This window comes from Methanosarcina sp. (assembly GCF_049706645.1).
Lineage (GTDB): Archaea > Halobacteriota > Methanosarcinia > Methanosarcinales > Methanosarcinaceae > Methanosarcina.
The window spans coordinates 58,394-76,303 of record NZ_JBNAKP010000024.1 but is presented as its reverse complement, the minus strand read 5'-3'; the positions used below and the strand labels follow the sequence as shown (position 1 = coordinate 76,303).

The window sequence follows — 17,910 nt, the reverse complement described above, 5'->3', positions numbered from 1 at the left end:
ATTTAGATTAGTATTTTGAAAATTCGATATCGGAAAGTTGTTTCTGTATTTTGCCAGAAGAAAAATACTAATTTCTGCCTTCTGCCTGAAAAAGGCGACACCAGAGGTTGAGGTTTCTGAATTCTCATTTTTTCAAACGAAGAGCGCAACAGAATAGTCACACTTAAATAAATTTACCAGGACACACAATTCTAATTTTTTTAGGTTAATATTTTAATGGCAGAAACTCTCTTTTGAACGGAAACCTGCCCTACTAAGGCAAAATCAGACCAAACAGATAAGAAAGTAGATAAAACAGACAAAAAAGACAGGAGAAATCTCTATTCCGGCCTTCATCCCCGAATCCGAAGTTGAAGTTGCAGCCCTTGAAATCCTCTCAGAGCTTGGCTACGATTACCTTTACGGTCCGGACATTGCCCCGGAAACAGAAGATGCCGGGAGGGACGATTTCGGGACTGTTATTCTGCCGCGCCGGCTTCGGGCTGCAATTGATATACTGAATCCCGGAATTCCGGCAGGAGCAGGGGAAGAAGCAATAAAAAAGGTGCTTCGGGAAGAGAGCCAGGATCTCGTGCATAATAACCTTTCTTTTCACAATATGCTGGTAAACGGGATTGAGTTGAGTATCAGGGGCAGGACGGGGAAACCGTTTATGATAAGGTCTGGTTTTTTGACTTTTCAGAGCCTGCGGAAAATGAATTTCTTACGGTAAACCAGTTTACCATTATAGAAGATGGGAACAACAGGCGGCCGGACATTATACTTTTTGTTAACGGGCTGCCGCTTGTCGTTATCGAGTTAAAGCGGCCGGATGAAGATAACGGGTTTGCAAATGACGAAATAATCTGGGACGCCTACAAGCAGTTCCAGACTTACAAAAAAGAGATTCCAGGCATTTTCCGATATAATGCTTTCTTGCTGATAAGTGACGGGCAGGACGCAATGGCAGGAACGCTTACCTCGAACAGGGAATGGTTTATGCCCTGGAAGACAATTGACGGGGAGAAAATCGCAGATTTTAAGGTGCCGCCTATGGAAGTGCTGTTTTAACACTTTTAGGTCCTCTATCGTTAAGCGGTTGTTAAGGTTATTCTGAAAAATAAAAATCGACCAGGTAACTGTGAGTGACCAGGTGTTGGGATGAGCCCATTAAATATGTGAACGGATTAAATAAATTTAATTAAATAGTTAATTTCTTATAATATTAAATACATAATATTAATTGGTTCATGGGGAAGTAATCTGTAAGATGGAGTAAGCTCAGGACAGTTTCAAACCTGATCCCGTGATATACTTCATTGCGCGTAATCTGTAAAATGGAGCAAATTCAGGACAGCTTCAAATCTGATCCCGTAATATACTTCATTGACGCGTATCTGTAAAATGAAGCAAATTCAGGACAGCTTGAAATCTGATCCCTAATATACTTCATTGTTGCAGGTCAAACCTTGTGAACCACCTTATAATCAGCTTTTTTACTCACCAGCTTTTTTACTCAACACTCAAGCCTATAGATACTTTTTCTCATCTTCTACTGCTTTTCCCTTTTACTGCTTTTCCCTGCCTTTTTCGCTTTCAGAAATATTATTTTCAGAAATATTATACATTCATGTCTTAACGGATACTTTCAAGGAATATAGATTCTTATTTTGAATCCCCTTTTCTCCACACTGAGAAAGCGAGAAATCCATATTTTGCGTATTAATATTCTCTTGAGCGAACCTTTAGTCTCTTTCTACAACTGTCTTTTCCGGGACTCAGGGCGTTGAGAAATAGGGCAAACTTTTGTTGCGATTAATGCGTCAATCCTTCAAGCTTTTGTTCTTTTGCTTTTTCTCTTCCAGAATTATTTTAAACCCTGCAGTTACGGTGGTCCTGAAGGAAAGGAAATCACTAACGTCCTGATTAATGACCTGGCCTTCACGCAGATGTGGAACAGACTGTGAACCATTCGTCTCTTCGATTTCATTCTGCCCTGTATGTGATATCACTAATTAATTTCCAAAGTGTTATATAAGATACACCTATAAATAGTTAAAGTACAAAATAGGACTTTATAGAACAAATATGGTGATTATTACGAGTTCAAGGTCATTGCTGATAGACCCATCCCGATGTACAGGCTGCAGGAGCTGCGAAATGGCTTGCTCCTTATACCACGAGGGTGAGTGCAGTCCGGTGTTGTCACGCATGAGGGTAGTAAAATACGAGGCTCTGGGAAGGAACTTCCCCTCAGTGTGCTCTCAATGCAGTAAGCCCCAGTGTTTGGCAGCCTGCGACCAGGGAGCCATCAGACTGAGCGAGAGCACCGGAGCAATTTATATGGAGGAATCCCTCTGCACGGGATGCCGTTCCTGTCTGGTGGCCTGTCCTGCTATGGGCTTTCATCCTGTGAAAAAAGTAGCCTTCAAGTGCGATTTATGCGGCGGAGACCCTCAGTGCGCCAGGTTTTGCCCATCCGGAGCCCTTACTTTCCGGAGTGTGGATGAATTCCTCATGGAAAGGCGTCGTGAAATGGCAGACAAAGTAATTTTAACCGCCCAGGAGTGAGAATTATGGTCGATGGCTGGACAGGCAAAAGGCTGAGGGTAGACCTGAGCAAGGGTACGGTTAAGGTTGAGGAGATCGAGAAAGCTTACAGGGAAAAATGGCTTGGAGGTCGCGGTTTCAACTCCGAACTTCTATACCGTGAAGTTGGGCCGGATGTGGATCCTTTAAGCCCGGAAAACAAGTTGATTTTTGGCGTCGGGCCTTTGACAGGCACCTTCGCACCTTCGAGCGGCCGGACTACAGTGACCGCCAGATCACCCTTAGGTGGCGGCTTTGGAGACTCGAATATGGGAGGCCACTGGGGTCCGGAGCTAAAGTTTGCAGGCTACGATCAGCTGGTAGTAGAAGGAAAAGCAAGCAAACCTGTTTACCTCTGGATAGATGACGAGCAGGTGGAGATCAGGGACGCCGGGCACCTCTGGGGCAGGACTGTCCCGGAGGCGGATGCGATCCTTAAAGAGGAGCTGGGATCAAAGGAGATCCACATCGCTTTGATTGGCCCGGCCGGAGAGAACCTGGTCAGATATGCCTGCATCCTGAATGATGTCTATAGAGCGGCCGCAAGGACAGGAATTGGCGCTGTAATGGGCTCCAAGAATTTAAAGGCCGTAGCCGTTCGAGGCACCGGGCCTGTGACAGTTTCCCGCCCCGACGAGTTTTACCAGGTCTGTGCCGACATCCGTGAAAGAATGAAGCGAGATTTGATGGTTCAGATGCTCTATGACCAGGGCACCTGGCTTCTAACAATGCCAGCTAATTACGAGCAGGGCTGGTTCTGCTGGCACAACTTTCAGAAAGGCTTCCATCCGGATGCCAGTAAGCTCAGTGGCGAGAACCACAGGGACAATTTTCTTTCTCACCGGGAAGGCTGCTTTGCCTGCCCTATTTCATGCGGCAGGTTCAGCAAAATAAGGGAAGGCAAGTATGCAGGCGAAATTACAGGAGGACCGGAGTACGAGACCCTGACAGCCGTAGGGCCGCGCATCGGCCTCCTTGACATGGACAAGGTAGTGCATAATAATAAGCTGGTCAATGAACTGGGCCTGGACTCGTGTTCCTGTGGGGGAGCTATCGCCTGGGCTATGGAGTGCTGGGAGAAAGGCCTGTTAACCCGGGAAGACACGGACGGCCTTATCCTTAATTGGGGAGATCAGACTTTAATCGACCGACTCATCCGAATGATCGCTTTTCGAGAGGGCTTTGGTAACATTCTGGCTGAGGGGTCCAGTCGGGCAGCCGAGCTTATGAATCGAGGTGCAGATTTTTCCATCTCTGTAAAAGGCCACGATATGTCCCAGGACGATCCTCGCGGGCTTGGCTTCGCCTTTGGAATAGGATTTGCCACTGGCCGCAGGGGCGGGGACCATCTCCAGGGCCTGCCCTGCCTGGAGCTGACTGGTCCCTTTTATCCAGGCCTGGTAGAAAAGATCCTGGGAACCAGGGAAGCGGAGGACCGTTTGTCACCAGTTAAAAAGCCGGAAATGGAGAAGTACTCCGAGGATCTCAAGGCATTAGGGGATAGCCTTACGCAGTGCACTTTCACGCACAACTGGTCTTTTGCCGTTCAGCCCGAAGACATGGTACGGCTGCTCTCTGCGGCTACGGGCATGGATATCTCTGCAGATGATCTGCTCAGGATTGGCGGAAGGATAGTGCACCTGGAGAGGGCTTACTGGAACCGCCTCCTCGTAGGATGTATGGAAGATCACTGTCCAAAAAGGTTCACCCGGGAACCCATGCCTGACGGCCCGAACAAAGGCATGGTCTTCCCGGAGGCGGATCTGATTCCTCGTTACTATGATGTGCGTGGCTGGGATCGAAAGACAGGTTTTCCTCTTCCGGACGTCCTGATAGAGTATGGTCTGGAAGACGTTGCCAGAGATCTGGAGCCCTGCCGGGAAGAATATCTGAAAAAAGTGCAGATGGAAGTTCAGATGGCTGAAAAGCTGTAAAACATTTAGAGGTAGCCAGAGACCGCCTGAATTCGTGAGGCCAGGAAAAAATGCAGGTGACTGTTCGATATTATGGTTTTTTCTCTACAGTGACCAGGAAGCTATACGAGACCGAGGAAGTAAAAGAAGGACAGAGGGTTAAGGACCTGATAGAAATCCTGTCCGGGAGATATGGCTACAAGTTCTCAAAGCTCTGCTTTATTCAACCCCTTTATAGCGATAAGGAGTATGCGAATATCTGCCTTAATGCCCTTGACCTGAATAATATCCAGAAGTTTCCCCGAGGGCTGGAGACTACCCTTAAAGAAGGAGATACGGTCTCCTTTGGTGTGATAGGAGGGGCTGCATGAGCCAGGATAGATGGTCCAGGCAGGTCTCAATACCGGGTTTCGGGGATGAGGGGCAGCGCAGGCTTTCAGAAAGCCAGGTGGCTGTTCTGGGTCTGGGCGGGGTAGGAGGCCCTGCTGCCCTCTACCTGGCGGCTGCGGGCGTAGGGAGCCTGATTCTGGCCGACCGGGATGTTGTGGAGATCAGCAACCTTAACCGCCAGGTACTCTTCTGCGTAAAAGACCTGGGTTGTCTCAAGGCAGAAGCAGCCCGTAAACGCCTGCTGTCTCTGAATCCCGACTTGAAGGTTAAGGTTGTGGCAAGAAACCTGAAAGAAAGTGATATGCTTACCCTGCTGAAAGGTTGTCAGTTCGTTCTGGACTGCTTCGATCGGAATGCTGATCGGCTGGCAGTCAACCGGGTCTGTATGAGACTGGGAATTCCTGCAGCCCACGGCTTCGCACAGGACTTCAGCGGCGAAATCTTTACGGTAGTTCCCGGCAAAAGTGCGTGCCTGGCATGTGCACTGGACGAAAACTTCCCCGAGACCGATATCACGCCTGTTCTGGGAGTTACTACCGGCCTGGTTGGAACCGGTATGGCAGCGGCTGCTATCCTGAACCTGACGCAACTGGGAGACCCGGCAATTGGGGAGAGAACCATTTACGACCTGGCTTTTTCCAGGGTTCTTAAGATTCCCGTAAAGAGAAGTATCCGCTGTCCTGCCTGCATGAATGTCCGGGCTGAAGAATAAGCCAGCCTCTCTGCTATATGTTCTCCATTTTTAAAGGAATTTAAAAATAGTAGTATTGATCAGGAATATTAAAACTTTTTAAATGGACTCGGCGGGATTCGAACCCGCGGCCTTTACGTTGCGAACGTAACGATCTTCCCCTGATCTACGAGCCCTTTTAAAGAAAGGAGAATGAAAAGGTATTTTTCCGGACACGCATTGTCCGGATCTTTTCTCCTCTTAAATACGGTAGGCTTCCATAACCTGGACGTTTTCGACGCCGGAAACTTTTGCGAAAGCCTCTTCTACAACTTCGGTTCCGCCTTCCTCGTCATTGACTATTAATGTGACAATCAGGGCTTTTAATCCGAAAGCAATAGGCTCTTCTACAATATCCCCGTGCAGGTCTGCCCCTGCGGGAATTACGGCTTTTAGCTTTTCTTTCAATTCTGCAAGGTCGGTTTCAACGCTTTCAGGCATTATCTTTATCTTTGCTGCAACATCGCCCATTCTGATTCCTCTTATATTTTTATCTGATTTTGTTGATCGAGTTTAATCTCGTTTACACGCGATATTATATATGGTTCGGGGCTTTGCCTGAATCAGGGTGCCTTGTATCCGCACTTGGGGCAGGTGTATACGTTACCCTGCTGCCTGCAGCTTGAACATCTTCCGATTTCTGATCCGCATTGGGGGCAGGGGAACTTTACATAGCCCTTTTCCACGAGGCGAATTCCGCATGAAGTACAGTACTCAACTTTTTGTGCTGACATTTTTTTTCTCCTTAAAGGTTAATTCGAATAGCAAATTTGTAACGAGTTGCCGGTGAATCAGGCGCCTTCCTTAAGCATCAAGCTTCTGCTTTCCCTGGCACCTTTGTTAACATTAGCAGATTTAATGAACTAAATTTAATTAATGCTTTTGGATACGCTTTGCGATACGCTTTGCTTCTCCCCTAGTCATATACGATATACGATTTAAATATTCCCCTTTACTAAAGTACCAAGCACAGGCTTTCCATACACTGCATGAATAACCCTATCCGGACATTTTCCGTTTACGATCAGGCACTCCAGCCGGTTTTTCAGTAGAAATTCCGGCAGGGCAGGATCGATACAGCTTGAGCGGTTCCCTTTGCAACTGGCAGCAGAAATTTCCCTGACTAATTTTCCATTCCTGAATATGCCGTCTACGTCCGTAGCCTTTATAAATACTGCTCCGGCCTGCCTTGAAGCCCAGGCAGCGATAGTGTCGGAAGTCACATCCCAGGTATGAGGCAGGGGATCTTCGTTTCTCATAAGCCTGTATGGAAAGAGAATAGATACTCCCTGAGGCAGGCCTGCTATCGAGTCTACAGCCCTTGCACCGGTTTTATCCTGAAGATAGCAGGCATACTGCTCCATGCCAAGTATGGCCATCCAGTGGGCTGCATCGTCTCCGAGTCCAAACCTCTCGTCAGCTCTCCTTACGGTATCAGCGAATATTCCTCCGCCGGGCACAATAAGGACGGAATAAGGTACTCTTTCGGGAACCTGCCTGTCTAGAGTAGTTTCTGCATTTTTGAAGCGAAATTCTTTTACGAGCCTGTCAATAAGTTCCGGAGCTTCGCTGATCAGGCTTCCCCCTATTTTGATAACTACTCTCATAGCTTTCATTAAAATTTCTCGTTCGTTGCGGTTTTTTGCAAATGATTTTCAGTTATACATTAATTCCATCAGGGAAACAGAAATATTATAGACTCAGTTTCCTGACCTTTCGGCTTCCAGCAGCCTGGCAGCCGCATATGCCGGAAAGACCTTCGAGATTTCTTCTCCACAGTGCCCAGAAATAGAAATGCATTCAAATCCGAGCCTTTCTGCAGCTTCCGCTATCAAAAACTCTCCAAGACCTGCTGCTGCAATTTTCTTAAGCCCGTTTCTTTTCGCAACTTCAGAAATAGCTTCAGCAAGGGTAGAAACCTGTTTCTCCTTTACCTGTTCTGCAATCTCGTATATCTCCCGCTCCCCTACCTCTGAAAGGTCGGCACAGACCAGCCTTGCAATCCTGCGCATGGATTCTGTCCTGCTCCTGCCGGCTCCGTCAGCCGTCTCGCACGTATACATGCCTTCATTGATCTCCCCGAGTATCAGATAGGCGTCCGCCGTCGTTGCAAAAAGTTCCGAGGATGTTCTGCATATCCCTTTTCCAAGTTTCACTTTTTCAAGGAGTGCAGCGAGATTTGTCCTCAGAGTGCCTGCATATACGAGTTCACTCCTGAGCAGGCGTTCGAAGTCAGTGTGCCCTGCCCTGTGCTCCCCTGAGACAATAGGAATAATATCACTTGTGGTACTGCCGACATCAACAAAAAGGCAGTCTCCTATCTCTCTTCCGATCAGTCTGGCTGAAGCTGCCCAGTTGGCAGCAGCAAGTTCCCTTAAATCGTCAGTTTCGTGCTGGAACCTGCCCATACTATTTATGTAAGACACTTTTGAGGGCCCGAAAGCAGAATCAACACATGATTTTATAAAGAGGATGCCCTGTTCCTTATTTTCAAAGCAGTCTGCAAGTTCTCCGGTCATAACAACAGCAACTTTTTCGGGATGCAAGCGCTGTGCGATTTCCTTTAAGACCTCTGGAAGCTGCGTATTTTTCCAGAGGGGCAGGTAATGCAGTTCCACGATCTTTCCGTCCGAGGAGGCGAGTTTGGTGTTTGCTCCTCCAATATCAAGTCCGATAACCTTTGAATTCATTTTTAAGCCCTTTATTCAGTTTTTTAAGTTTTACCGTATCTTCGCTTTTCTGGTCTTTTTCAAGCTTCCCGTATTCTTACTTTTCTGGCTTCTCAACCTGTTACCTCTCTTTCAAGCCCTTCCGAAAAGTTCGCCCAGCGCATCCTTTGAAAAGCGGTATTCTCCTTCAATATTTACCGAGTCAGGCAGTTCTCCAAACTTGTTTTTCAAAAGCAGATCTCCAATCTCCTCTCTCATGACCCTGCTAATCCCGAAAAGCGAGGCTGTAGGCCTTGGATTCACATCCACAACGTACGGCAGGTCAGCGAGTACGATATCTACGCCCACATACCCGAAACAGTCCAGGCATTTTACTGTGGAAATCGCAGTCTCATAGAGTTCCTCTCTCCCTGGAGTCCGGTAAGGGGTAAGGCTACCGTTGTATTTTATGCCGAAAACTCCGGTTTTCCCATTTTCTCCGGCTTTTACCTCTTTTTCGCCAAACTCTATGAACTGGCGGTTAACGGTAAGAGGAAGCGGTTTTTTTCCTGCGATAAGGCTTACGCTCAGGTGCTTTCCCTCAATATACTCGCTCGCAAAGAGTCCGTCCTCATTCTTAAACTCCGTGACCAGGTATGTTGCCTCCGCTCCGCAGCCGAATCTTGGTTTTACAACATACTTTTTGCTTTTTTCGGCCTCTTTTGCAATCTCAGGGGTTTTAATCCCGGCTTTCTTCAGGATTTCCGTACAGAGCAGCTTATCCGCACAGCAAGCTGCCGACTGAGGCGAGCATCCAAGGTTTACGGTATTTTCTTCAAGGACTTTATTCAGCTCGGGAAGCATGGAATCTGGGGCAATAACCAGCCCTGCATCACAGGCCTTTGCCTTTTTCTCAATTACCTGCCTGAAACTTTCGGCTGTAGATTCGAAGCACGTGCCTGCACCGATTTTCGTGCCTGCCGACGGGTAGTATACCTCATGCCCAAGCCGAACAAAGCTTTCCGCAAGGGTTTTAAGCATAGCTGCTCCCTCGGGGATAAGAGACTTTTCAATGTCCGTGCCGACAGCAAATTCCGCAATCAGGATTTTCATTGGAAAGGAAAAACCCGGTCATTTATATATTACTTTTTGTTCACAAGCCTTTTCAAAAAAAAGCTTGATCGCAAGCCTTTTCAAAAAAGGCTTGAGCGAAAACGATATTGTCGGCTTGATCAACCGACGAAACGCAACCTTTTCAAAAAGGGCTTGATCGCAAACCTTTTCAAAAAAGGTTTGATCGAAAACGGCGAACGCCTGTGATTGAGAAGTACTTATAATTCCCAAGCCCCATCCGGCGTGATCGGCCGTTGCGCCGGTTGGGATTGGAAACATTGAATATGTAAAAGTTTATATAAATTATACAGTTTATACCTTAAAAGTTAAACATTGCAAAATATAAAGGTGCCTGGTACTATTAACAGCAGAAACCCTAACTCTCAGTCGGTCCTTGAAAACCCGTTTGTGAAAACCCTTTCTATTGCGGTTTTCATGGGCATATTCCTGGTTGATATGGGGCTCGGGCTTTTTGAAATTTTTTCATCAAAAGAAAGTCCATTGCCCTCCGCAGTCGTACTTTTGATTTTTGCGGTGATGTTTATTGCAGGCATGGTTTTTTACGAAAGACATGGGCTGGATACTCTCAGTTCCCTTGTAGGAGGAGCTCTTGCAGGTTTCGGTTTTTCCTTCGTGTTTGTGTCGCTGGTAGGCGGTGTGCAATTCGCACTGGCAGGAGGAATCTCAGCCATCGGGTGGGACCAGGTGATTTCGGCAGTCGCGGCTTCCATGATTGCAAGCGTCGTAATGCTCAAAGCACTCTCTTATAAACTTCAAAAACACTTTTACTGATTTTTCTTTTTCTCTTCTTTTCGGAGTAATACATCTTCTCGAATGCCCGAAAAGTATTTATAGAATTACAAACAATCACAGATCAGGACGAGCGAAACCGTTATAATTACTTAATGGGGATCGACTAATGAGAATATTCAATAAAGAAGGAAATAAGGATTCTAAAGAAGATACCCAGGCTGGGGCTGAAAATCCTGACGCCCGGAATTCTGGTTCTTCGGCGGAAGAGGCTAATGAAGCACGGGATAATCCCGAAGAGGCTTCTGCCAGTTCGGAGGCTGAAAAAAGCCCTGAAGCCATGTGCCAGAAGGAGAACCAGATTCTCAAGGACCAGCTTTTCCGGCTTGCAGCAGATTTTGACAATTTCAGAAAACGGACCGCCCGCCAGATGGAGGAAAACCGGAAAGCCGTGCTTGAGCAGGTACTTCTTGATTTCCTTGAAGTAACGGACAATTTCGATCGCGCCCTTAAGTCTGCAGAGACTGCGGAGGATATGAGCTCGATCGTCAGCGGAATAGAACAGCTTTCAAGGCAGTTTTTTTCAATCCTCGAAAAGTACGGGCTTGAGAAGATCAAGAGTGAAAAAGCCAGTGAATTTGACCCTCACAGGCACGAAGCAGTTCAGCATATCGAGACTTCCGAAGTCCCGGACAACACTATAGTAGAGGTTTACAAAGCCGGATATGCTCTTGACTCAAAAGTTATCAGGCCTGCTATGGTCTCAGTGGCCAGAAACCCTGATGAAGCAGAGGAATAAAGCGATATATTCAAAGAAAGCGAATATTCAAAACGATATATTCGGAAAGGTTTAGTAAGTTCTCATAAAGGAATTCTTTACTGAAAAAAAGTGATTTTATTGAGTCTTCTTATTAAGTCTTTATTTAATAAAAAATCTAAGTTTACTACACTTAAATTAACACAAAATCACTATATCATTAAGTGAAAATAATAAGTAAGAAATTTACTCACGTGTAATTTCACTCCTGGGTCAGGTCTAACCTGACTCCTGAATTTAACTGAATAACTTTACCAGATAACTTAATAAATAATTTAATTCAATGATTTGTCTAAAAATTTTTGTCTAAAACTTTAATTGAAGAAATTAACCAGATAATCTAGTGAGGATAAAATATGGCAAAAATACTGGGTATTGACCTTGGTACTACGAACTCATGCATGGCAGTAATGGAAGGCGGGGAAGCTGTCGTGATCCCGAATGCCGAAGGGGCCAGAACAACCCCGTCAGTGGTCGGATTTTCTAAAAAAGGAGAGAAACTTGTAGGCCAGGTCGCAAAGCGGCAGGCCGTTTCGAACCCTGAAAATACTGTTTATTCCATTAAAAGGCATATGGGAGACGCCAATTACAAGGTCACCCTGCAGGGAAAGCAATACGCACCGCAGGAAATTTCCGCAATGATTCTCCAGAAGCTCAAATCCGATGCGGAAGCTTATCTTGGAGAAACGATCAAACAGGCTGTCATCACGGTTCCTGCATACTTCAATGATGCCCAGAGACAGGCTACAAAGGATGCAGGGGCAATTGCGGGTCTTGATGTCCTGAGGATTATCAATGAGCCTACTGCCGCATCCCTGGCTTACGGGCTCGACAAGGGAGATATAGAGCAAACAATTCTTGTCTACGACCTGGGAGGCGGAACCTTTGACGTATCAATTCTCGAACTCGGAGGCGGGGTCTTTGAGGTAAAGTCCACAAGTGGCGATACTCGCCTCGGAGGAGACGACTTCGACCAGCGCATTGTTAACTACTTACTGGCTGAGTTCAGGAAAATTGAGGGAATCGATCTCTCGAAAGACAGGGCCATACTCCAGCGCTTAACCGATGCCGCAGAGAAAGCCAAGATCGAGCTATCCGGAGTTGCAAGTACCAATATCAACCTTCCCTTCCTTACAGTCGGCCCGGATGGGGAACCCAAGCACCTTGATATTGACCTTACCAGAGCCCAGTTCCAGAAGATGACCGAGGATCTCCTTGAAAAGACCCTCGTATCCATGCGCCAGGCTCTCAGCGATGCAAAGCTTACACCAAACGATCTCGACAAAGTGATTCTGGTCGGAGGCGCCACAAGGATGCCTGCGGTAGTCGAGCTTGTAGAGAATTTCACGGGCAAAAAACCCTACAAAAACATCAACCCTGATGAGGCCGTTGCAATCGGGGCAGCCATCCAGGCCGGTGTGCTCGGGGGCGAAGTCAAAGATGTCCTGCTGCTTGATGTCACTCCTCTGACTCTCGGAATCGAAACGCTCGGAGGCATAGCAACCCCGTTAATCCAGAGAAACACGACAATTCCAACCAAGAAAAGCCAGGTCTTCTCAACGGCAGCTGATAACCAGCCCTCGGTAGAGATCCATGTCCTTCAGGGAGAAAGGGGAATTGCTTCCGAAAACAAGACTCTGGGCCGTTTTATCCTGGACGGAATTCCCCCGGCTCCGAGAGGTATCCCGCAGATTGAAGTTACCTTTGATATCGACGCAAACGGTATCCTGCACGTGGGTGCAAAAGATCTCGGAACCGGCAAGGAACAGTCCATATCCATCCAGAAACCGGGTGGACTCTCGGACGCCGAAATCGAGCGCATGGTCAAAGATGCGGAATTGCATGCCGAAGAAGACAGAAAGCGCAAAGAAGAGGTCGAGAACAGGAACAATGCCGAAGCCCTGATCAATGCTGCGGAAAAGACTTTAAAGGAAGCCGGAGATGTGGCCACAGAGGATCAGAAGTCAAAGGTAAACGCCGCAATCGAAGACCTTAAGAAGGCTCTTGAAGGTAAGGACAGCGAAGAGGTTAAGGCAAAAACCGAAACACTTCAGGAAGCCGTATACCCGATCTCCACTGCAATGTACCAGAAAGCCCAGCAGGCTCAGCAGGCTCAGCAGGCTGCAGGCGGAGCAGGGAGTGCTGATGCAAGAGGTCCTGATGAGACGGTCGTTGACGCCGACTATGAGGTAGTTGACGACGAAAAGCGTAAATAAGGAAAAACCAAGTAATAAAAGATAGGCCTGAAGATTCTCAGGCCTTACCGGAAACCTGCTTGCAGGCTCCGGAGATTTATCTTTTTTAAAACAACAGGGAATCCTGATGGCCACAACACGTGATTATTACGAAATTCTCGGATTATCCAAAGACGCCTCACCCGAGGATATAAAGAAAACATATCGAAAACTTGCGCTAAAATTCCATCCTGACAGGAATAAGGAAACCGGGGCTGAGGATAAGTTCAAGGAGATTTCCGAGGCTTATGCCGTTCTCTCGGATCCTGAGAAACGGTCTCAGTACGACCGCTTCGGACATGCCGGAATAAACGGGCAATATAGCGCAGAAGATATCTTCCGGGGTGCAGACTTCGGCGGCTTCGGAGATATCTTCGAAATGTTTTTCGGCGGCGGAGGAGGCAGACGGAGTCATATGGGGCCGAGGAGAGGGTCCGATCTTCAGTATGACCTTTATATTACCTTCGAGGAAGCAGCCTTTGGAGTCCGTAAAGATCTCGACATCCCGAGGACTGAAAGATGTTCAAACTGTTCCGGAACCGGAGCCAAACCCGGAACAAGCCCGAAGCGCTGTCCCACATGCGGCGGTACAGGGCAAATCCGTACCACGCGCTCCGGACTGGGTATGCAGTTTGTAAGCACTACCGCCTGCACTACCTGTCATGGTAGGGGTCAGGTTATTGAGTCTCCCTGCCCGGTTTGCAGCGGCACAGGCAGAGTTCGAAACACAAGAAAGATAACCGTAAATGTGCCTGCTGGGGCCGATTCTGGCATGAGCCTGAGGCTCAGCGGAGAGGGGGATTCGGGAGAACCCGGGGCTCCGTCCGGAGATCTCTATGTCGTGCTCCATGTAATGGAACACAAGTACTTTAAGCGGGTCGATTATGATGTAATTTCCGAGCTTCCGATCTCCTTTTCCCAGGCTGCACTCGGGACGGATGTGATGGTCGATACCCTCCACGGAAAGGTCAAGATGAATATTCCTGAAGGCACTCAGACTCATTCCGTATTCAGGCTTAAAGATAAAGGAATTCAGCACCTGCACGGGAGTAGAAAAGGTGACCAGCTCGTCAGGGTTGTGATCAGGACTCCAACAAAACTCACTCACGAACAAAAAGAGCTTCTTCGTCAGTTCGAAGCCCTGAGCAGCGGCAAAAACCCGGAAGGAGATGAAAAGGGAAGGGACGAGAAATCCACAGAAAAATCCAGGAAAAACAAAGGATTTTTTGAGAAAGTAAAGGACGCTTTTGAGGGTTAAAGCAGCTTTTAACTACATTTTAATTTTTTTATCTTACTTTTTTAAAAGATATTATTCTCTTTAACGCTCAGACTTTTCTCTTTAATGCTGAATTCCTTTCCTTATTATATTTTTCCCTGATTCCTTTTTTCTTTTTATTTTCAGGTTATCCCCGGGTTATCCTTTTATCCCTTATTAAATATCCTTTTTGCCCGTTACAGCGTTAACTTCTTCCTCTTCAGCCCTTTTTGAGGCCTTTTCTTTTCCCTTTCCTGCCTTTTTCTTTTCTTTATTCGATTTTATTTTCACAGGTCCAGTTCACGCTTGTATTTTATTTATTGCTGTAAAAATCTGAAAACATTTATATAACTGCTCAATTCTAGAGCTTTAATCTGCAGTTACTTTGCAAAAGCATGGGTCTTATAAATTCTGTTTGCAAAACGTTTAATTTCCAGAGATGGTCAACACGCTGATTAATTTCATTCCAAACAATTTATCGGACCGCCTTTTACAGTTTTATCTTATCTGTGATCTCCGAACCTCTTATATTTCTTTATCCAACGTTTTCTCTCTTGATTTATCCCATGCCTGTTGCTTCTGGTCTGCCAGGTTTCGCAATATCAGCTTAGTTAAAAACAGTTTTTCTGAAGGTGTGCTATGAAGGTTATAATTATTGGCGCAGGGGAAGTTGGTTATCATATTGCAAAGGCTCTTTCCCCCAAAAACGATGTAGTAATTATTGAAAAAAACGGAGAAGCAGCAAGAAGGGCAGACGAACTTGATATCCTCGTTATAGAAGGAAATGGGGCAAATGCCGAGGTCCTTTCAAAAATTCTTCAGGATACGGATTTGCTTGTGGCTGTGACCGGTATCGATGAGGTTAACATTGTAGCTTGCATGACCGCCAAGCTAATCGCCCGAAGCAGGCCCGAATGGAAGGAAATTAAAACCATTGCAAGGGTCAGCAACCCGGATTATATAGATTCGCCTGTAACCTCAAGGGCTCAGGTTGGAGTTGATCTTATGATCTGTCCGGAACTTGCACTTGCCTCCGAAGTTGCTGAGATCCTGTCAAGCCCGTCCGCGATAGATGCCGAGATGTTTGCCGAGGGAAAAGTCCGAATGACTGAGTATGCAATAAGTCCCAAAAGCAAGCTTGTAGGAAAGCAGATGCAGGACCTCAAACTTGCTGAGTGCTGCATTGTAAGTGCGGTCTTTCGGGAGCACGAAATAATTATTCCTCATGGAGACGATGTAATCAAGGCAAACGACCATATGGTAGTTGTGGGTAAACCTGAGGCTATGGAAAGCCTGGGCAATGTTTTCGGGAGCCAGGTGCCTCACAGGAATAAAGTTCTTATTATAGGCTGCGGGATTGTAGGTTTCTATCTGGCCAAACTGATAGATAAGGAAGAGAATGCTGAGCTGAAAATTATTGAGTACAGAAAAAACCGCTGCATAGAAGTGGCCGAGATGCTGGAAAACGCCCTCATCTTAAACGGGGACGGCACTGATCTCAATCTGCTCAGGGAGGAAAACATCGAGAATATGGATGTTGTTATTGCAGTCACGGACAGTGATGAGAAGAATCTCCTGTGTGCCCTTCTTGGAAAACAACTGGGGGCAAAGAAAGTGATTGCAAGGGCTGACCGCTCGGATTACCTTCCCCTCTTTGAAATGGTCGGCATAGATATGGCAGTCAGTCCCAGGGAAGCGACTGTTAACGAGGTCCTGAAACTTACAATGGGCCGGGGAATACAAACTCTGACAACCATTGAAGGCGAAAGAGCGGAAATTATAGAATATACGGCTTCCGAGAGCTCAAAAATTGTCGGGAAACCTTTGAACAAGGTAAAGTTCCCAAGAGGAGCTCTCATTAACATGGTTGTGCGCGGAAAAGACACTATAATCCCGAGAGGGGATTTTGTTATAGAGAATGAAGATCGAGTGGTCATTTTTTCCATGGCTTCCGCAATCTCGGAAATAGATAAGTTTTTCAGGTGAGCTTTAAAATGCAGGTGATCTCTTATGGATAACAAAGCGGTTTTTAACGCTTTAGGGAAAATTCTATTCCTTCTGGCGTTTACAATGCTTGTTCCTCTTTTAGTAGCCTTTTACTACCGGGAACCCCTGGTACCTTTTGTTTTCTCTTTTTTCATAACCCTGATTACGAGCTTGTTTCTCATGCGGTTTAAAGGCCGCGAGGATTGGCAGCAAAAAGAAGCGCTTGCCATTGTGGCTTTGAGCTGGCTTGCAGCAGCTATTTTCGGGGCTATTCCTTTTCTTTTTGAAGGAGTCTCTTTTATTGATGCCGTTTTTGAAACAATGTCGGGTTTTACTTCAACGGGTTCGTCAATTCTCGTGGATATCGAAAGCTATTCAAGAGGCCTTCTTTTCTGGAGGTCTTTCAATGCCTGGCTTGGGGGCATGGGGATTATCGTACTTTTCATAGCAGTTCTGCCCAAACTCGGAGTTGCGGGCCGGCAGCTTTTCCGGGCCGAAGCTCCCGGACCCACCGAGGATAAGTTGAGGCCGAGAATCAGGGAAACTGCAAAAATTCTGTGGAAGATCTATATCCTGATCTCTGCTGCTGAGGTTCTGGCTCTGGTGCTGGCAGGAATGTCCCTTTACGATGCCCTTACCCATACATTTGCCTGTATGGCTTGCGCGGGATTTTCTCCTTACAACGCAGGAATAGAGGCTTTTAACAGTCCTTTGATAGAGTTTATTCTAACATTTTTCATGTTTTTCGCAGGGGCGAACTTTGCCCTCTATTACCGGCTTATCCATAACAGAAATAAGAATATTCTCTTCCGGGATGAGGAATTCAGGGCTTATACTTATTTTCTTCTGGGTTTCACGGGCTTGCTGACGCTGGTTCTATTCAAGGATATGGGATTTTCTCCGTTCAATTCGTTCCGGTATGCCATTTTCCATATAACCTCGATCATGACAGCTACCGGCTTTGCTTCAACGGATTTTAACCTCTGGGAAGATTCTGCAAAGATTCTGGTTTTTGCGGTAATGTTTATCGGGGGTTGCGCAGGTTCGACGGGCGGCGGCATGAAGGTTGTTCGTTTTCTATTGATGTTAAAGTATGCAAGGAGAGAGCTCTTTAAATTTGTTCATCCCAGAGTTGTCAGGCCTATCCGATTTAATAACAAAGCAGTACCTGATGACATTATGCAGTCAATCCTGTCTTTTGTTGTACTTTATATAGGCGTTTTTGTCGTAGGTACAGTGCTTCTAACACTATTGGGAGTTGATATGATAAGCTCGGTTACAGCTTCGATAACCACTCTCGGAAACATAGGTCCGGGTTTTAATGTTGTCGGACCTATGGCAAACTTTGAGTCAATTCCGCCACTCGGCAAAATTATTCTTATCAATAATATGTGGGTAGGTAGGCTTGAGGTTTATACCGTACTCGTACTCTTTACAAGCGACTTCTGGCACTCCTGAAAACGTGAACTCGTTCAAATCTTAAAAGGCAAATTATTCATTGAAGAG

At 46.4% G+C, this 17,910-nt stretch carries 18 protein-coding genes, 1 tRNA gene and 1 pseudogene; 12 read left to right on the top strand and 8 right to left on the bottom strand.

The genetic code is table 11. From position 1 onward, the window contains the following. Positions 1–289: 289 nt before the first annotated feature. Entirely contained in the window at positions 290–712 is a 423-nt protein-coding gene (locus tag ACPK8D_RS09840) for a type I restriction endonuclease (protein WP_424717766.1), read from the top strand. After that, positions 652–1,050: pseudogene (locus ACPK8D_RS09835) on the top strand (type I restriction endonuclease); the annotation flags it as partial. The gene ACPK8D_RS09840 and the pseudogene ACPK8D_RS09835, both read left to right, overlap by 61 nt. 752 nt (positions 1,051–1,802) lie before the next feature. Here ACPK8D_RS09835 and ACPK8D_RS09830 read toward each other — a convergent pair. Then, on the bottom strand, positions 1,803–1,991 hold the full coding sequence (locus ACPK8D_RS09830) for a hypothetical protein (protein ID WP_424717674.1): 189 nt from the start codon (positions 1,989–1,991) through the stop codon (positions 1,803–1,805). Positions 1,992–2,067: 76 nt separating this feature from the next. Here ACPK8D_RS09830 and ACPK8D_RS09825 point away from each other — a divergent pair, with 76 nt between their 5' ends. The 4 genes from ACPK8D_RS09825 to ACPK8D_RS09810 are packed head-to-tail and all read left to right on the top strand — an operon-like array spanning position 2,068 to position 5,583. After that, on the top strand, positions 2,068–2,550 hold the full coding sequence (locus tag ACPK8D_RS09825) for a 4Fe-4S dicluster domain-containing protein (protein ID WP_424717673.1): 483 nt from the start codon (positions 2,068–2,070) through the stop codon (positions 2,548–2,550). 5 nt (positions 2,551–2,555) lie between these two features. After that, a complete protein-coding gene (locus tag ACPK8D_RS09820) occupies positions 2,556–4,502 on the top strand; it encodes an aldehyde ferredoxin oxidoreductase family protein (RefSeq protein WP_424717672.1) in 1,947 nt (648 codons plus the stop codon). 50 nt (positions 4,503–4,552) lie between these two features. Then, positions 4,553–4,852 (top strand): MoaD/ThiS family protein, encoded by a 300-nt coding sequence (locus ACPK8D_RS09815; protein ID WP_424717671.1) that lies wholly within the window; start codon positions 4,553–4,555, stop codon positions 4,850–4,852. After that, positions 4,849–5,583 (top strand): HesA/MoeB/ThiF family protein, encoded by a 735-nt coding sequence (locus ACPK8D_RS09810; protein ID WP_424717670.1) that lies wholly within the window; start codon positions 4,849–4,851, stop codon positions 5,581–5,583. The genes ACPK8D_RS09815 and ACPK8D_RS09810 overlap by 4 nt, the downstream gene beginning before the upstream one ends. Positions 5,584–5,666: 83 nt before the next feature. Here the strand turns inward: ACPK8D_RS09810 and ACPK8D_RS09805 are convergent. The 7 genes from ACPK8D_RS09805 to ACPK8D_RS09775 form a co-directional block, all read right to left on the bottom strand. Next, positions 5,667–5,738 (bottom strand) — tRNA-Ala (locus tag ACPK8D_RS09805). A gap of 64 nt (positions 5,739–5,802) precedes the next feature. Continuing rightward, complete coding sequence (locus ACPK8D_RS09800) at positions 5,803–6,072, bottom strand: elongation factor 1-beta (protein WP_424717669.1); 270 nt, start codon at positions 6,070–6,072, stop codon at positions 5,803–5,805. Positions 6,073–6,164: 92 nt separating this feature from the next. Further along, positions 6,165–6,335 (bottom strand): zinc finger domain-containing protein, encoded by a 171-nt coding sequence (locus ACPK8D_RS09795; protein ID WP_424717668.1) that lies wholly within the window; start codon positions 6,333–6,335, stop codon positions 6,165–6,167. Positions 6,336–6,539: 204 nt separating this feature from the next. Beyond that, positions 6,540–7,217: an amino acid kinase gene (locus ACPK8D_RS09790; protein ID WP_424717667.1), complete on the bottom strand. Its 678-nt coding sequence runs from the start codon at positions 7,215–7,217 to the stop codon at positions 6,540–6,542. Positions 7,218–7,301: 84 nt separating this feature from the next. Beyond that, complete coding sequence (locus tag ACPK8D_RS09785) at positions 7,302–8,291, bottom strand: hydantoinase/oxoprolinase family protein (RefSeq protein WP_424717666.1); 990 nt, start codon at positions 8,289–8,291, stop codon at positions 7,302–7,304. A 111-nt stretch (positions 8,292–8,402) separates the two neighbouring features. Then, a complete protein-coding gene (locus tag ACPK8D_RS09780; protein WP_424717665.1) occupies positions 8,403–9,362 on the bottom strand; it encodes an ATP-grasp domain-containing protein in 960 nt (319 codons plus the stop codon). 18 nt (positions 9,363–9,380) lie between these two features. Then, positions 9,381–9,641: a hypothetical protein gene (locus tag ACPK8D_RS09775; protein WP_424717664.1), complete on the bottom strand. Its 261-nt coding sequence runs from the start codon at positions 9,639–9,641 to the stop codon at positions 9,381–9,383. Positions 9,642–9,695: 54 nt separating this feature from the next. Here ACPK8D_RS09775 and ACPK8D_RS09770 point away from each other — a divergent pair, with 54 nt between their 5' ends. The 6 genes from ACPK8D_RS09770 to ACPK8D_RS09745 all read left to right on the top strand — a co-directional run bounded on the left by ACPK8D_RS09770 (position 9,696) and on the right by ACPK8D_RS09745 (position 17,862). Then, the gene (locus ACPK8D_RS09770) at positions 9,696–10,154 is read left to right on the top strand and encodes a heat-shock protein (protein WP_424717663.1); all 459 of its coding nucleotides are present in this window, start codon (positions 9,696–9,698) and stop codon (positions 10,152–10,154) included. Positions 10,155–10,281: 127 nt separating this feature from the next. Further along, positions 10,282–10,911 (top strand): nucleotide exchange factor GrpE, encoded by a 630-nt coding sequence (gene grpE, locus ACPK8D_RS09765; protein ID WP_424717662.1) that lies wholly within the window; start codon positions 10,282–10,284, stop codon positions 10,909–10,911. A 374-nt stretch (positions 10,912–11,285) separates the two neighbouring features. After that, positions 11,286–13,145 carry a molecular chaperone DnaK gene (gene dnaK / locus ACPK8D_RS09760; RefSeq protein WP_424717661.1) on the top strand — a complete coding sequence of 620 codons (1,860 nt, stop codon included), beginning with the start codon at positions 11,286–11,288 and terminating at the stop codon, positions 13,143–13,145. 106 nt (positions 13,146–13,251) lie between these two features. Next, entirely contained in the window at positions 13,252–14,421 is a 1,170-nt protein-coding gene (gene dnaJ, locus ACPK8D_RS09755; protein WP_424717660.1) for a molecular chaperone DnaJ, read from the top strand. A gap of 636 nt (positions 14,422–15,057) precedes the next feature. After that, a complete protein-coding gene (gene trkA, locus ACPK8D_RS09750; RefSeq protein WP_424717659.1) occupies positions 15,058–16,404 on the top strand; it encodes a Trk system potassium transporter TrkA in 1,347 nt (448 codons plus the stop codon). 24 nt (positions 16,405–16,428) lie between these two features. Beyond that, entirely contained in the window at positions 16,429–17,862 is a 1,434-nt protein-coding gene (locus ACPK8D_RS09745; protein WP_424717658.1) for a TrkH family potassium uptake protein, read from the top strand. Positions 17,863–17,910 lie beyond the last annotated feature (48 nt).

What these genes read in the sequence shown, in the direction of transcription:
- ACPK8D_RS09800 (WP_424717669.1), bottom strand. Translation starts at nt 6,072, where the DNA reads ATGGGCGATGTTGCAGCAAAGATAAAGATAATGCCTGAAAGCGTTGAA.
- ACPK8D_RS09775 (WP_424717664.1), bottom strand. Translation starts at nt 9,641, where the DNA reads ATGTTTCCAATCCCAACCGGCGCAACGGCCGATCACGCCGGATGGGGC.
- ACPK8D_RS09795 (WP_424717668.1), bottom strand. Translation starts at nt 6,335, where the DNA reads ATGTCAGCACAAAAAGTTGAGTACTGTACTTCATGCGGAATTCGCCTC.
- ACPK8D_RS09785 (WP_424717666.1), bottom strand. Translation starts at nt 8,291, where the DNA reads ATGAATTCAAAGGTTATCGGACTTGATATTGGAGGAGCAAACACCAAA.
- ACPK8D_RS09825 (WP_424717673.1), top strand. Translation starts at nt 2,068, where the DNA reads ATGGTGATTATTACGAGTTCAAGGTCATTGCTGATAGACCCATCCCGA.
- ACPK8D_RS09815 (WP_424717671.1), top strand. Translation starts at nt 4,553, where the DNA reads ATGCAGGTGACTGTTCGATATTATGGTTTTTTCTCTACAGTGACCAGG.
- ACPK8D_RS09745 (WP_424717658.1), top strand. Translation starts at nt 16,429, where the DNA reads ATGGATAACAAAGCGGTTTTTAACGCTTTAGGGAAAATTCTATTCCTT.
- ACPK8D_RS09820 (WP_424717672.1), top strand. Translation starts at nt 2,556, where the DNA reads ATGGTCGATGGCTGGACAGGCAAAAGGCTGAGGGTAGACCTGAGCAAG.
- dnaJ (WP_424717660.1), top strand. Translation starts at nt 13,252, where the DNA reads ATGGCCACAACACGTGATTATTACGAAATTCTCGGATTATCCAAAGAC.
- trkA (WP_424717659.1), top strand. Translation starts at nt 15,058, where the DNA reads ATGAAGGTTATAATTATTGGCGCAGGGGAAGTTGGTTATCATATTGCA.
- ACPK8D_RS09810 (WP_424717670.1), top strand. Translation starts at nt 4,849, where the DNA reads ATGAGCCAGGATAGATGGTCCAGGCAGGTCTCAATACCGGGTTTCGGG.
- grpE (WP_424717662.1), top strand. Translation starts at nt 10,282, where the DNA reads ATGAGAATATTCAATAAAGAAGGAAATAAGGATTCTAAAGAAGATACC.
- ACPK8D_RS09780 (WP_424717665.1), bottom strand. Translation starts at nt 9,362, where the DNA reads ATGAAAATCCTGATTGCGGAATTTGCTGTCGGCACGGACATTGAAAAG.
- dnaK (WP_424717661.1), top strand. Translation starts at nt 11,286, where the DNA reads ATGGCAAAAATACTGGGTATTGACCTTGGTACTACGAACTCATGCATG.
- ACPK8D_RS09790 (WP_424717667.1), bottom strand. Translation starts at nt 7,217, where the DNA reads ATGAAAGCTATGAGAGTAGTTATCAAAATAGGGGGAAGCCTGATCAGC.